The sequence below is a fragment of the Acinetobacter sp. NIPH 284 genome, from assembly GCF_000369425.1.
GTDB lineage: Bacteria > Pseudomonadota > Gammaproteobacteria > Pseudomonadales > Moraxellaceae > Acinetobacter.
On sequence record NZ_KB850011.1, the window covers coordinates 1,132,256 to 1,146,811 of the forward strand.

Sequence of the window (14,556 nt, forward strand, 5' to 3'; positions counted from 1 at the left end):
CGCAATATATAAGCTGATCATGAAAGAATTATTAATGTAGTAGTCAAAATTCTTTTTTTGAAATCATATGCCGCACTTTACACCAAACTAAGCAAACTTTTTACGATATTGATTAGGCGAAATTCCTGTCCAATGGCGATAAGCTTTCCTAAAGTTTGAAGTATCTGAAAAACCAAGTCTTTCGGCAATTTCGTCCATACTCAGTGTTGTCGCGGCTAGATACTCATCGGCAAGACGTGTTCGCGTACTATCCAATATTTCCTGGTAACTCACGTTCAGATCGGCTAAACGGCGATATAAAGTTCTTTTAGATACATTTAATTGATCTGCCATCTGTTGAGCAGTTGGAAAATTCCCAACACTGTCCAAAAAAATAAGACGAATCGTTTTGATCAGTTCAGATTCCTCATCATTTTCATCTCCCAACATCCGTTCACAAAAAGATTGGCACATATCCGCAGTAATCGGGTTTGCATTTGGACAAGGCGCATCTAACCATGCTAAATCGAAATGCCATTGCATCACCTCTGCATCGAATTCCACAACACAACCAAACACCTTTTGGTATTCATATGCATATTCAGGGGCAGGATAAGGCAGCAATAACCTTTTAGCTTGAAATGGCACTTCGAGTACACACTGAATTAAGGTCTGCATTGAACTAAACCAAAACTCGCAAATTAATGGTAATAAATGTCCTAAAGCAATAATTTCTTTAGCTTCAAAAATTGCAGTATCATTTTGTATATAAAATGATTTTTGCAGTACAGGACTGGCTAGTTTGATATGTCGAATACCAAGTTCGACGGCTTGTTGAAAGTTACGAGAGGAGTACAGTGCATAACCGTACACCCCAAAATCTGATAATTTTTGTTTTTGCCCTGCCCTAAGCCCGATCAATGGATCTTTAGACAAAGATTGGATATTTTGAAATAGCTTCAACTTTTGATATTGAGATATTGTTGTGGTCGCACTTGTCAGCGCATCATGCGCAATACCCGTACCGTCCAACATCTGAGCGATGGAATATCCTTGTTTTTGCATTTCATCAAACAAACTGCTTAAACCAAGTATAGGCGTGCCTTGACCGAATAGCGTATGATCATAACGAGCTTCAATATAAATATTTTGCTCAATATTTTGTTTAGGCATTTTTACTTTATCCATTCGATCAGTAGATAATGGCACTAAATTACTTTTTGTTGTCTCAATTTAACATCGACTAAAAATTCAATCAATCATAAAGTCTATTTCTATCAATAAGCATGGAAGGAGCAACAATGACACTTTCTCATTCGCAGGAATTTAGCGACTCGGCAACTAAACATATGCGCTTGGTATTCGCCCAACAACGTGCTGCTTTTGATGCGCATCCATATCCTGATCTCGATGCTCGACGTACAAAATTATTCAAACTTAAAAAACAAATTATTCGTTACCAAGATGTTATCGCTGCTGCCATCAATAGCGACTTTAGTTCCCGATCGGTAGATGAATCAAAGCTATTGGATTTATTAGGCTCTGTTTTGGAAGCAGAACATGCCATTCGACATTTACGTAAATGGATGCGACCGAGTAAACGAAGTACTGAATTACTGTTTTTATCAAACCGTCTGGCTGTCCAATATCAACCGAAAGGTGTGGTCGGTGTGATTGTGCCGTGGAACTTCCCCGTTTATTTGGCGCTTGGTCCATTGGTTGCGGCAATCGCTGCGGGCAATCGAGTCATGATTAAACTGCCCGAAATTACACCTGCAACTAATGCAGTGCTGAGACGTATGCTGGCTGAAGTTTTTTCTGAAGATGAAGTTTGTATTTTCGGTGAAGAAATTCTTAATCCTGCACAATTCACATCACTCCCTTTTAACCATATTGTATTTACTGGTTCACCTGCAATTGGTCGAGTGGTAATGCGTGCAGCAGCAGAAAACCTAACGCCTGTCACATTAGAATTAGGCGGTAAATCCCCTGCGCTTGTCAGCCGTCATTATCCATTAGCCGATGCAGCTAAACGGGTATTGCATGGTAAGGCAACCAATTGTGGGCAAATCTGTGTTGCACCTGACTATGCACTTGTACCCAAAGAACAAGTGAATCAGTTTGCAGAAGAATGTAAAAAGAATTTTACGGCGATGTATGGCAGTAACATCAGCAATAATTCTAACTATACCTCTATCGTCAATGATCGCCATTTCAAACGCCTATTAGAAATCCTAGACGATGCCAAAGCCAAAGGCGCTCAAATTATTGCCTGTGCCGAATATGATCGTGACAAAGATGCGCGTCGTATGCCTGTACATATTGTACTGAATTGCACACCCGATATGCGTATTCTAAAAGAAGAGCTGTTTGGCCCAGTATTGCCCGTAGTGGCTTACGATAGCCTTGATGATGCAATTGCCTATATCAAAGCAGGTGAACGACCTTTAGCACTCTATTGTTTCACCCATGATTCAACCGAACGTGACTACATCTTAAAACAAACTCATTCAGGCGGTGTCACGATTAATGATTGGGGCTGGCATGTGGTCAACCATGATGCACCATTTGGTGGTATTGGTAACTCGGGTATGGGGACTTATCACGGTGAAGAAGGTTTCCGTGAGCTTTCACATGCGAAAACGGTTTTTGCTCGCCATCGCTTCTTCCCAACGCAATTATTCTATCCACCTTATGGCACTTGGGTACAAAAACTGGCATTAAGTTTCTTCTTGAAAAAAGGCGATCCAAACTTAAAATAAACGGTTTATTCGTCAGAAAGAGAGTTTTGCAAACTCTCTTTTTATTTTTCAATTTAGGATTGTCCTTGGAAACGTAACCCCACGCCTGCAATGGTAAAAATATATTTTGGAGTGACCGCAGAATCTCCAATTTTGCTGCGGAGTTTTTTCACCAAGATTCGAAGATAATGGGTATCTTCTTCATGACTAATGCCCCATAACTCGGTCATAATTTGCTTTTGCGTAACAATCTTCCCCTGATGACGAATCAATAGTGCTAACAGTTGAAATTCCTTTTTTGTGAGAACAATTTCTTCATTCGCGAACGTCACCGCATGTTCAGCCACGTCCACAGATAATTGACCATCATCAAATACAATATTCTGTTCAGACTGTTGTGGTTTATTGCGAAACATTACCCGAATACGGGCACATAATTCCTGAATGCTAAACGGTTTAGTGACATAGTCGTTTGCACCTGCATCGAGCAATTTAATTTTTTGATTTTCATCAGGACGGGCAGATAGCACAATTACAGGAATATCTGACCATTGCCTCATCTCAGTCAATACTTCCTGTCCTTCCATATCTGGCAAACCCAAATCTAAAATCAGTAAATCCGCACCTCGTGTTGCCAAAATTTCTAAGCCTTTCATGCCATTTTCAGCAACATGCACCTGATAACCTTGCGCACGCAAAGCAATGTCTAAAAATTTTCGAATTTGAGGTTCATCATCAATAATTAAAATTGATGCATTCGGATGGGTTGTTTGCGGCATAAATAATAATTTTAATCCTGATATAACGGTAATCGTATGCGAATTAAGGTGCCTTGACCACCTGTTCCAGCAAAAGCTTCAATACTGCCCATATGTGCGCCAATAATTGCTTTGACAATCGCAAGCCCTAAACCTGTCCCCGTTTTACCGCGATCGCCACGCTGCATGGTATAGAACATATCAAAGATTTGCTCGCGTTCATCTTCGGGAATGCCAATCCCTTGATCGATAATGTCAATTTGCAGAAATTGTTCCTCTTGCTGAATCTTTATTTCAATCGGAACATTCTCTGGTGAGAATTTTGCAGCATTTTCCAAGACATTAAAAATGGCTTGTTCAATCAAAGCAGGATGCACATACAATTGCGGAAGTTCTTCCGCCAAAGCAACTTCGATTTTCACCTCAGGCTGATAGCGTTTCAGCCGTTGAGTTGCCGAGCCAATCAGCTCATCTGCACCGATCCAAGCACGAGTTAAAGTCAAACCCTGATGACCTAGTCGAGTCATATCCAATAGGTTTTGAATATAACGATCCAGTCGTTCCCCTTCAATGTGAATGGTGTCTAATAATTCATGTCGATCGCTTTCAGGCATCTGTTCGCCATAATATTTAAGCGTATCTGCTGAACCAATCATCGCGGCTAAGGGTGAACGTAAATCATGCGAGACCGAAGAAAGTAAAGCTGAACGCAACTTTTCCGTTTCAGCCACCACACGAGAATTTTCTAACTGTAAAGACAGTTGTACCCGAGCAACAGTTTGGGCAATATCCTCAATCATCAACTCAGTTAAACGTTGTAATTCAAAACTGATGGTTTGAGCATTTTGATTAAACCGAATTGCAATCACGCCATATTCTTTCACTAAATTTAGTGGAATAAACCACCATTCAGAATTGGTCAGTGTGTTGGTAAAGCGTCCACAGGGTTTCGCATTCTTCTGCGTCCAATCTGCGGCTATTTGATCTTTTTCATTTAAAGCAGAAACATCACCCAAAGACTGATTTTCAACTTTTAACCAGACCGTGGCATTTAATGAGGTTTCCAAATGTTGTTTGGCCACGGTTAATACCTGTTCAATATCTACACAGGTCGATAGCTTGCGCTCTAGTTCCTGTAACTGTAACGAGACTGAATTTGCAGCACGTAAACTCAACACCTGAGCACGTAATTGGTTGGCTAAACGCCCGACCAGTAAGGCTGAAATAATGAACGTGATAATGGTAATCACGCCGCGTTCAGCACTGATCATAAAGGTAAAGCGAGGCTCGATAAAAAAGTAGTTGTAGAGTAGAAAACAAATGAATACGCTGATAATTGTAATCAACATGCGTGCGCGTATCGCAACCAGTAATACGGTCACAATAAAAATTAAGGCTAAATCATTATACCCAATAAAATGATCACTGATTGCAGCCACAATCAATCCTAGCAATACAATGATAATACTTTCAAAAACTTCACGTTGATTAAACGCCAAGCCTTGTTCCAGCCAAGATGAATGCGCCACATCTTTCTGCAAATGCTTTTCATTATTTTTGGCTTTTAAAGGCTGAACAAAGGTGATTTCAAAAGGATGCTGTTTCTCTAACAGTTGATCGGCAATATGATCTGAAAATAAGCGTTGCCATAGCGATTTTTGAGGACTTTTGCCAAGCAAAATATTAGATGCACCATAATCATAAGCAGCTTGTAAAATGGTCGATGCAATATGATTGCTATACAGCAAATAGGTATCTGCACCGAGCTTACGTGCTAGATTAAAAGCCTTCGTCACTGCAAAGGCTTGGGTCGTTTCAACCTTACTTTTTTGAATCGAAATGACGCTCCACGTTGCATTGCGCCTTTCCGCAATCCGATGGGCACGGCGTACCAAATCTTCTGAAAACTCAGAACCATCTATAGCCAACATCACATGATTTTGAATCGGAATAATCTGCCCTTGCGCAACAAATTTTTCTCGATAATCAATATCGACCTGCCCTGCAACAGTTTGAATTGCCAGATCACGTAACGCTGTCAAATTTGCAGCTTTAAAAAAACCTTGTAATGCATGAGGGGCAACATCAGCGAAATAAATCTTGCCATGATTCATCCGTTCTAATAATTCTGGAACAGGTAAATCAACCAGTCGAATATCTTTCAAACGTTTCAGTAATGCATCGGGGACGGTTTCAGTTACCCGAATCCCCGTAATTTGAAAAACCACATCATTCAGACTTTCCAAATGCTGAATATTTAAGGTGCTATAGACATCAATGCATGCATCCAACAACTCATTGACATCTTGCCAACGATATTCATGCCGACTATTGGGTACATTGCGATGGGCAAGCTCATCAACAAGCACAATTTGAGGCTTTAATTTAAGAATTTGGTCGAGATCCATCTCGCCTAACATTCGCCCTTGATACTCCACAGACTTTCTTGGAATAACATTCAGTCCTTGAATCAAAGCTTCGGTGTCAGATCGACCGTGGGTTTCCACCACCCCAACCACCACATGCTGCCCTTGTTGCATCAGTTCATGCGCTCGGGTCAGCATGGCATAGGTTTTCCCTACCCCAGGTGCTGCACCCAAGAAAATGGTCAAACGTCCAGATTGTTCACGTTGACTATGTGCCAACCATGCATCTGCTTTGTTATTACGGTCGATCTGCATAAGGTCTGCTCTATCAACGTATGGTCGATGACAATTGATCTAAGGCTAAATTTAACTGCAACACATTCACTCGCGCTTGCCCATAGATACCGAACTGTGCAGGCTGAATTTGTTGTTGTACCAAATCACGCACTCGCTGCTCAGGTAAATGATGTTGCTGTGCCACACGTTTCACCTGTAATAAAGCACTTTCAGGTGAAATATCAAGATCAATCCCACTGCCCGATGCAGTTACCATCTCGTTCGGCACGTGTTGCTTAGTAATATGATTATTTTGTGCAAATTGTACTGTTCGCTCTTTAATTTGTTTTTGCAAATCAGGATTAGAGATTGCCAAATTACTGCCTGCCATACCATCGACATTGTAACTTACTGCACTTGGTCGTCCATGGAAATATTGTCCACCGACAAAATTCTGCCCTACCAAACTTGACCCCACTACTTTACCATTCAGTTCAAGGACACTGCCATTGGCTTGTTTGGGAAAGATCAACTGTGCAATGGAGACACTTGCAGTAGCGTACAACATGCCTGCAATCAAGAAACCAACTGCAACCAAACCGAGGCTTGGACGTAAAACTGAATGGACAGGATTCGATAATTGGAGATTCTGTTGATTCAATTGTTCATGCTTCAATAAAGTATTCATCGCTCGCTCCTAAATCCACAATGACACAACAAGGTCAATGAGCTTGATCACAATAAACGGAAAGATCACACCACCTACCCCATAGATCAACATATTACGGCGTAACAATTGCAGCGCACTGGCAGGTTTGAATTGAACACCTTTCAGTGCCAATGGAATCAGCATTGGAATAATCAAGGCATTAAAGATCAAAGCAGAAATCACGGCACTGCTTGGACTACTAAGTTGCAAAATATTCAATACCCCAAGTTGTGGAATTGCCACCGCAAACAATGCAGGTAAAATGACAAAGTACTTAGATACATCATTTGCCAACGAAAAAGTGGTTAATGCTCCACGAGTGATCAATTGCTGCTTACCAATTTCGACCACATCCAGCAATTTGGTTGGATCAGAATCTAAATCCACCATATTGCCCGCTTCTTTGGCTGCTTGAGTACATGAGTTCATAGCTAAACCAATATCTGCCTGTGCCAAGGCTGGTGCATCGTTGGTGCCATCACCCACCATTGCGACTAATTTTCCTGCTGCTTGTTCGTTACGAATACAAGCCAATTTATCCTCAGGTCTCGCTTCTGCAATATAGTCATCCACCCCTGCTTCGGCCGCAATTGCAGCCGCAGTCAATGGATTGTCTCCTGTGACCATAATGGTTTTGATGCCCATCTCACGTAACAGTGCAAAACGTTCTTTAATGCCTTGTTTGATCACATCCGACAGTTCAATCACACCTAAAATATTGTGATTCGAAGCCACTACGAGTGGTGTTGCACCTTTAGAAGCCACTTGCTCTACACGAGTTTTAAGCTCAATGTTGTCTTGAATATTTTGATGGGTAAAGTTAAGAATGGCATCGACAGCACCTTTACGAATCGTTTGTCCAGTTGCTAGATTTACTCCTGAAAGACGAGTTGAGGCACTAAACTGAATGAATTCGGCATCTTTCGGCTCTTGGATACTTTCACCTAATTCTTTCCCAAGGCTGATGACCGACTTCCCTTCAGGCGTTGGATCGGCAAAAGAAGTCAGCATCGCTGCTTGGCGTAACTCACTGGGTGTCACACCTGCCAATGGATAAAAAGCAGTAGCTTGGCGATCTCCATAGGTGATCGTGCCTGTTTTATCCAAGAGCAACACATCAATATCACCCGCAACTTCAACCGCTTTACCTGATTTGGCTAAGACATTGGCTTTTAAAGCACGGTTCATTCCCGCAATCCCAATTGCAGGCAGCAAGCCACCAATCGTGGTTGGAATTAAACACACCAACAGTGCAATCAGCAAAACCATACTGATTTTGATTCCAACCATTGAACCAATAAAAGGTAAGGTTGCCACCACTACAATAAAGGTGATGGTCATAATATTGAGTAAGATACTCAGTGCGATCTCATTCGGTGTTTTTTGACGGTTGGCACCTTCCACCAAGGCAATCATACGGTCCAAGAAGCTATGCCCTGCCTCATTACTGACTCGAATAATAATTTCATCTGACAAAACCTTAGTTCCACCAATCACACCTGAACGGTCAGTATTGGCTTCACGCAGTACGGGCGCAGATTCACCTGTAACGGCTGATTCATTGATGGTCGCAAAACCCTGAATAATCTCACCATCGGCAGGGACAATTTCACCTGCTTTGACGATGACGAGATCATCCTTTTTCAGTAAATTTGCAGAAATCACTGTCGGTACGGCATTCAGGTCGGCAATTCGATTAGCCGTTAAGTTTTCACGCGCCTGACGTAAAGATGCAGCTTGTCCACGACCTTTGGCTTCTGCGACCGCTTCGGCATAATTGGCAAATAAGACCGTGACCAATAAAATCAAGCTTAGGACTAAACCAAAACCTAAACTGGTATTTCCCATCAAAGTGGCAACAAGGGTTAAAACCGTTCCTACCCACACACATGCCATCACTGGATTTTTAAACGCGTGTTGAGGCAGCAATTTATGGAAAGTTTGCTGAATAATTTCTTTATTCAAGATATCCATCTGTTGTGTCGCATTTGAATGTTTCATTGTGCTTGCTCCATGCTTAAACTTTTATCGATAAATAGTCAGCAATTGGCCCAATCACCAACACTGGCATGAATTGCAACAAGGTCAGAATCAACACGATCCCGATTAAAGTCAGGGCAAAGGTTGGAGATTCGATCTGTAAAGAACCTTTGCTTTCGGCTGCTTGCGGTTTGGTTGCTAAACTCACTGCAATCAAAACAGGAATAATCAATACGCTATAACGCCCTGCCAATAACGCCACACTGGCACTTAGGTTCCACCAAAGCGTGCTATCACCTAAACCTTCAAAGCCCGAACCATTATTGGCATAGGCAGAAACATACTCATAAAACACTTGGCTAATGCCATGAAAAGCTGGATTTGAACTCCCTGTCATGGATGGAAAGGCAATCGCGATGGCCGTCAAACTCAGAATCACTACAGGCTGTAATAGAATCACCAACGCTAATAACTTAATTTCAGTGACTTCAATTTTTCGACCAAATAGTTCAGGAGTACGCCCTGTCATCAAACCTGCGATAAATACGGCAAGAAACAGGTAAATAAAGAACTGTAATAGCCCACAACCAATCCCGCCCCAAATGGCATTGATCAGCATATTGCACAGTTCAACCAATCCCGTGAGTGGTGAAGCCGAGTCATGCATCATATTGACTGAGCCGTTATTGACTTGTGTAGTCAAGCTTCCCCACAGTGCGGATGCCTCAGCACCAAAACGGGTTTCCTTGCCTTCCATCCATGCCATATTGGGAATTAATGAGGATTTTTCTGTCCACAGAGTGAATACTGTTGAAGACAGTGACATCAACAACATGCTGCCAAAAATCATCCACATCATTTTTTTGCGTTGAATAAAACGCCCAACCATAAACACCGCAGAAAGTGGAATCAGTAAAATCGCTATCATCTCAATCACATTGGACAATGGTGTTGGATTTTCTAAAGGCACAGTACTGTTTGGTCCATACCAACCGCCACCATTACTACCCAGTTGTTTAATCGCCACCATCGGTGCAACGGGACCCAGTGGGATATGCTGAGTTTTAATTTCTGTGCTTTGCTCTAAAACTTGTGCTGTTGGACCCGCAGATAATGTTGCTGGGACGCCTTGAAAAGTGAGCAGCAAAGAAAAAATCAAACCAAGTGGAATGAAGAATCGAAATAAGGGGCGGATGATATCCATCCAATAATTGCCCAGATTGATACGATTCCATTTGTTTTGCTCTGAGTTTTCTGCTTGAGCTGATTGTAAAAATAAAGCTCTTAACATCGCGACCAGTAAGGCAAGTCCCATGATTGGCGACAAATATTGCAATCCTACAATCACGGTCATTTGTGATAGATAAGACAATTGTGCCTGCCCAGAATAATGCTGTTGGTTGGTATTGGTCAGGAAGGAAATAGTAGTGTGTAAAGCCAAGTCCCAATTCATATTGGGAATATGGTCTGGGTTCAATGGTAACCAGGCTTGAGTCATTAAAATAGCGACACTTGCCCCCAGCAATAAAATATTGCTCAGAACAAAAGCACCCAAATATTGTCGCCAGTTCATCCCGCTGCGCTTGACGCCGAGTACCGCATAAATCGGTTGCTCAATCCATTTAAAAAAATGGTCACTTTTCATTGGCTTGGCTTGCATCACGTCCGCAAGATAGTGTCCGAGCGGATAAGCCAACAACAATGAAAAGACAAATACAGAAATAAATTCCCACATAGCAAATGCCATTTAAAATAGGTCAGCTTTAGTATGGAAATTGAGAGCGTAAATTCTCTATATTGAAAAAACCAGTAGACGTAAATTTTGCGTAAAATTATTCCTAAACTATTCTCTGTAATGCCAAAAAATGCTTTAAAAAAAATTATGGAGAAAAATTTCTTAATTTTTACAAAAAATCTTTGACCTTATTAAAAAAAAATTAAAAAGAAATGCAAAAACAAAACACCTTAAATTATTAGTAATACTTTATATTTATCAATATATTACCAACAAAACACAAATGCATACAAATTTAAATAGCATTTTTTTGTGCATTTTCATGTAATCAATCGTACTGAGTAGTTCATTTAGAACATTTACTCTTATTTTAATTATGGTATTTTTGTTACATGGAGTTATAGCAAATCATGTGTCGTAAATGATTTGGCTTATCAATGATAGCTTCTCTACCTAAAAAATCTTGAAGTTCAAGGAAAGATTTAAAATGAAATTAAAACATCTTAGCACTGCCATGATTTTAGCGACGCTGCCTGCAACTGGAGTATTTGCAGCAGCATTGGATCGTTCAGGTCAGTCTATATCTGCCTTTTTACAACCAGGTAATTATTTTGAAGCTGGTCTTTCGGTTCTAGATCCAACTGTAGAAGGTAAATCAACTACTGCAACAGGTAGCCAAAGCATCAGCGATATGGGCGATGATTACACGTTCTATAATGCTGCACTCAAATTGCAATTAACTGATTACTTATCATTTGGTTTGATTTATGATAAACCATTTGGTGCAGATGCTGAATATCAAGATTCAACATTATTTACTAATACTGCAGGTAATACAAAAGTTGAAGTTGACACACAAAACATCTCTATGCTTTTTGGTGTTCAACCGATTAAGAACGTTAATCTTTATGCAGGTGGCGTATACCAAACTGTAAAAGGTGGTGTGCAATTACGTGGTGCTGGTTATGGTGGGATAAATGCTTTTGGTGGCTATAATGCCGATATTCCAGAAGATTCTGCTGCTGGTTGGTTAGCTGGCGCTGCATATCAAATTCCTGAAATTGCTTTAAAAGCTTCTGTTACATATCGCTCTGAAATTAAACATAAAGTAAATGTTGATGAATCATCTGTTGGTGCCATCGCACCTGGCTCATTAGCACCTATTTTAAACAACCCTGCTGTCATTGGAAAACCCGCTACAGGTTCTACAGATATCACAACACCACAATCTGTAAATCTAGACCTTCAAACAGGTATTATGGCGAACACTGTTGCATTCGCAAATGTTCGTTGGGTAAATTGGAAAGATTTTGCAATCCGCCCTTATGCATTTGGTATCGCATCTAATATTGCGGGTGCTAGCCCTACCATTAATAAACCTAATGGTTTTGATTTAGTTGCCTACACTGATGATCAGTGGTCTGTAAATGCAGGTGTTGGACGTAAGCTTAATGAACAATGGGCTGGTAATGTTTCTGTAGGTTGGGATTCTGGTGCAGGTAACCCTGTAACAACACTTGGTCCAACAGAAGGTTATTGGAATCTTGGTGTAGGCGTTCAATTTAGTCCAGCAGCTAACTACTTTATCTCTGGTGGTGTGAAATACTTCTGGCTGGGTGATGCTAAAGCTCAATCTGGTGCTCAATTTAACACCGATAACTATCTTGCGGACTTCACCGATAATCATGCAATCGCATATGGTATGAAAATCGGTTACCGTTTCTAATCAACACATCCAATAAAAAAAGACCATCATTTGATGGTCTTTTTTATTGCTATGCTAAAAATAAATACTGTTCAAAATTTATTATGGATTATTCTTAAAATATAGAAAAACATGATTAATCAAAGTCTTAACAAGAATTTACAAATAAACCGAATAGTATATAACACTACACTTCTCAAGAAATTTTCATGACTTTATCAGTTCATTTATGGACATTTGTAAAATATTTTGAGCCATAAAAATTATGTTACTTTTCGCAACATTCTTGTTACAGAGTGATATGAGAGAAAATACCAATGAAGATTAATGCGATTCAGCACGCTCTTTTACTTAGCTTACTCCCAACCACTTCAGCTTTTGCAGCAGCTTTAGACCGTTCAGGTCAATCTATTGCCCCTTTTTTACAAGCAGGCAACTATTTTGAAGCAGGTATTTCAGTTCTTGATCCAAATGTATCAGGAAAAGATACATCGAAAAATGAGACAGGTAATATGGCAGGTAACTATTACTCGCCAAATGCTGCTTTAAAACTTCAGGCAACCGAAAAATTCTCTATTGGTCTTATTTATGACCAACCTTATGGAGCTGATGCAGAATACAAAGGCAAAAATAACTTTATTGAAAGTCGCCCTCTTCCATTTCAAGGTGGCACCTCAGTTACAGTTGATACTGAAGATTTAAATTTAATTCTAGGTTATCAACCAACCCTAAACTGGAACCTCTATGCGGGAGCTGTTTATCAAACACTAGATGCAACGGTATTATTACGTGGTGCAAGTTACAGTGCTTATAGTGGTTATGATTTTAAAACAGGTCGTGATGAAGCTGTTGGTTGGTTAGCTGGTGTCGCTTATCAAATTCCAGAAATTGCACTCAAAGCATCTTTAACATATCGTGCAAAAATCAAGCATGAAATGAATGCATATGAGAATCATGGTATTGCAGGAATGACGTCGTCAGCAGATCTAAATGCGGGTTTAATTCAAATTAATAAATCTGAAGGACAAACAGAAATCACCACCCCTCAATCCATCAATCTTGATTTTCAAACTGGAATCATGGAGAACACGATTGCATTTGCAAACTTACGTTGGGTGAATTGGAAAGACTTTGCAATCCGCCCTTATAAATTTGGCGAAGCTTCACTTTTATCAGATATTGTAAAAAATACTGGTAAAAAAGATGGTTTTGATTTGGTTGCCTATACAGATGACCAATATTCTGTAACTGCTGGCGTAGGCCGTAAACTTAATGATCATTGGGCTGGTAATGTATCTGTAGGTTGGGATTCTGGTGCAGGTAACCCAGTTACAACACTCGGACCAACAGAAGGTTATTGGAATGTAGGCCTAGGAGTTCAATATAGCCCTGCCCCGAATTACTTTATTGCTGGTGGTGTAAAGTATTTCTGGTTAGGAGATGCTAAAGCTCAATCAGGTTCTCAATTTAATACGCCGAACTACGTAGCTGAGTTTGAAAATAATGATGCGATCGCTTATGGTTTGAAAATTGGTTATAAATTCTAATAAATAGTAAAAAATAAAAGGCGCTTAGAAGCGCCTTTTATTTTTAAATTTCCTTTATTTTTCATAAAAAGCTTAGAAATTTTAATTATTCTGGAATATCGCGTTGTGATACAGAGCGTATTGCTTGTTTCAATGCTTCATAGCCATGCAATGGTGGAAACTGTGGGAATTCAGCAATTACATTTGCTGGTGCATCAAATAAGAAACCATGATCTGCTTCACCTAACATAGTCGTATCATTATAAGAGTCACCTGCAGCAATCACACGGAAATTTAAACCATGTAATGCTTTCACTGCCTGACGCTTTTGATCAGGCTGGCGTAATTTATACGCCGTAATCATACCATTTTCATCAGTTTCAAGTTTATGACAGAAAATCGTTGGCCAACCTAGTTGTTTCATCAATGGATGTGCAAACTCATAAAAAGTATCAGATAAAATAATCAGTTGAAAATGTGTACGTACCCATTCAACAAATTCTTTTGCACCTTCAAATGGTCCCATATCAGCAATCACAGCTTGAATATCATTTAAACCCAAACCATGCTCTTTTAAAATGTTTAAACGTTGAGTCATTAAAACATCATAATCTGGAATATCGCGCGTCGTCGCTTCTAATTCTTTAATTCCTGTTTTCTTGGCAAAGTTAATCCAGATTTCTGGTACAAGTACCCCTTCAAGGTCTAGGCATACGATTTCCATGAATGCATCCAATGTTGATTAAAAATTGCTGTATCATACCATTAAGATTTTCATTTT

At 40.1% G+C, this 14,556-nt stretch carries 10 protein-coding genes; 3 read left to right on the forward strand and 7 right to left on the reverse strand.

Features of this window, described 5'->3' with window-relative positions; all coding sequences use genetic code 11:
• Positions 1-87: 87 nt before the first annotated feature.
• Complete coding sequence (locus tag F908_RS11340) at positions 88-1,152, reverse strand: AraC family transcriptional regulator (protein ID WP_005161898.1); 1,065 nt, start codon at positions 1,150-1,152, stop codon at positions 88-90.
• A gap of 128 nt (positions 1,153-1,280) precedes the next feature.
• On the opposite strand from F908_RS11340, the gene F908_RS11345 reads away from it, so the two are divergent.
• Complete coding sequence (locus F908_RS11345) at positions 1,281-2,741, forward strand: coniferyl aldehyde dehydrogenase (protein ID WP_005161901.1); 1,461 nt, start codon at positions 1,281-1,283, stop codon at positions 2,739-2,741.
• Positions 2,742-2,794: 53 nt separating this feature from the next.
• Here F908_RS11345 and F908_RS11350 read toward each other — a convergent pair whose 3' ends face one another.
• The 5 genes from F908_RS11350 to kdpA are packed head-to-tail and all read right to left on the reverse strand — an operon-like array spanning position 2,795 to position 10,544.
• Positions 2,795-3,499, reverse strand: coding sequence for a response regulator (locus tag F908_RS11350; RefSeq protein ID WP_005161904.1), 705 nt, complete (start codon positions 3,497-3,499; stop codon positions 2,795-2,797).
• Positions 3,500-3,510: 11 nt separating this feature from the next.
• On the reverse strand, positions 3,511-6,159 hold the full coding sequence (locus F908_RS11355; protein WP_005161907.1) for a sensor histidine kinase: 2,649 nt from the start codon (positions 6,157-6,159) through the stop codon (positions 3,511-3,513).
• A 13-nt stretch (positions 6,160-6,172) separates the two neighbouring features.
• Positions 6,173-6,808, reverse strand: coding sequence for a potassium-transporting ATPase subunit KdpC (gene kdpC, locus F908_RS11360; RefSeq protein ID WP_005161910.1), 636 nt, complete (start codon positions 6,806-6,808; stop codon positions 6,173-6,175).
• 9 nt (positions 6,809-6,817) lie between these two features.
• Positions 6,818-8,830, reverse strand: a complete 2,013-nt coding sequence (gene kdpB, locus F908_RS11365; RefSeq protein WP_005161913.1) for a potassium-transporting ATPase subunit KdpB — start codon at positions 8,828-8,830, stop codon at positions 6,818-6,820.
• 16 nt (positions 8,831-8,846) lie between these two features.
• Positions 8,847-10,544 carry a potassium-transporting ATPase subunit KdpA gene (gene kdpA, locus F908_RS11370; protein WP_034602857.1) on the reverse strand — a complete coding sequence of 566 codons (1,698 nt, stop codon included), beginning with the start codon at positions 10,542-10,544 and terminating at the stop codon, positions 8,847-8,849.
• Between the two features lie 487 nt (positions 10,545-11,031).
• Between kdpA and F908_RS11375 the strand changes: the two genes are divergently transcribed.
• Together F908_RS11375 and F908_RS11380 are read left to right on the forward strand one after the other, a co-directional pair.
• On the forward strand, positions 11,032-12,270 hold the full coding sequence (locus F908_RS11375) for an OmpP1/FadL family transporter (RefSeq protein ID WP_005161918.1): 1,239 nt from the start codon (positions 11,032-11,034) through the stop codon (positions 12,268-12,270).
• 296 nt (positions 12,271-12,566) lie between these two features.
• Positions 12,567-13,796, forward strand: a complete 1,230-nt coding sequence (locus F908_RS11380; protein ID WP_005161920.1) for an OmpP1/FadL family transporter — start codon at positions 12,567-12,569, stop codon at positions 13,794-13,796.
• An 85-nt stretch (positions 13,797-13,881) separates the two neighbouring features.
• Here the strand turns inward: F908_RS11380 and thrH are convergent, their stop codons facing one another.
• Complete coding sequence (gene thrH, locus F908_RS11385; protein WP_004664578.1) at positions 13,882-14,499, reverse strand: bifunctional phosphoserine phosphatase/homoserine phosphotransferase ThrH; 618 nt, start codon at positions 14,497-14,499, stop codon at positions 13,882-13,884.
• Positions 14,500-14,556 lie beyond the last annotated feature (57 nt).

Coding starts and splice junctions, on each gene's coding strand:
- F908_RS11340 (WP_005161898.1), bottom strand. CDS start 1,152: ATGCCTAAACAAAATATTGAGCAAAATATTTATATTGAAGCTCGTTAT.
- F908_RS11345 (WP_005161901.1), top strand. CDS start 1,281: ATGACACTTTCTCATTCGCAGGAATTTAGCGACTCGGCAACTAAACAT.
- F908_RS11350 (WP_005161904.1), bottom strand. CDS start 3,499: ATGCCGCAAACAACCCATCCGAATGCATCAATTTTAATTATTGATGAT.
- F908_RS11355 (WP_005161907.1), bottom strand. CDS start 6,159: ATGCAGATCGACCGTAATAACAAAGCAGATGCATGGTTGGCACATAGT.
- kdpC (WP_005161910.1), bottom strand. CDS start 6,808: ATGAATACTTTATTGAAGCATGAACAATTGAATCAACAGAATCTCCAA.
- kdpB (WP_005161913.1), bottom strand. CDS start 8,830: ATGAAACATTCAAATGCGACACAACAGATGGATATCTTGAATAAAGAA.
- kdpA (WP_034602857.1), bottom strand. CDS start 10,544: ATGTGGGAATTTATTTCTGTATTTGTCTTTTCATTGTTGTTGGCTTAT.
- F908_RS11375 (WP_005161918.1), top strand. CDS start 11,032: ATGAAATTAAAACATCTTAGCACTGCCATGATTTTAGCGACGCTGCCT.
- F908_RS11380 (WP_005161920.1), top strand. CDS start 12,567: ATGAAGATTAATGCGATTCAGCACGCTCTTTTACTTAGCTTACTCCCA.
- thrH (WP_004664578.1), bottom strand. CDS start 14,499: ATGGAAATCGTATGCCTAGACCTTGAAGGGGTACTTGTACCAGAAATC.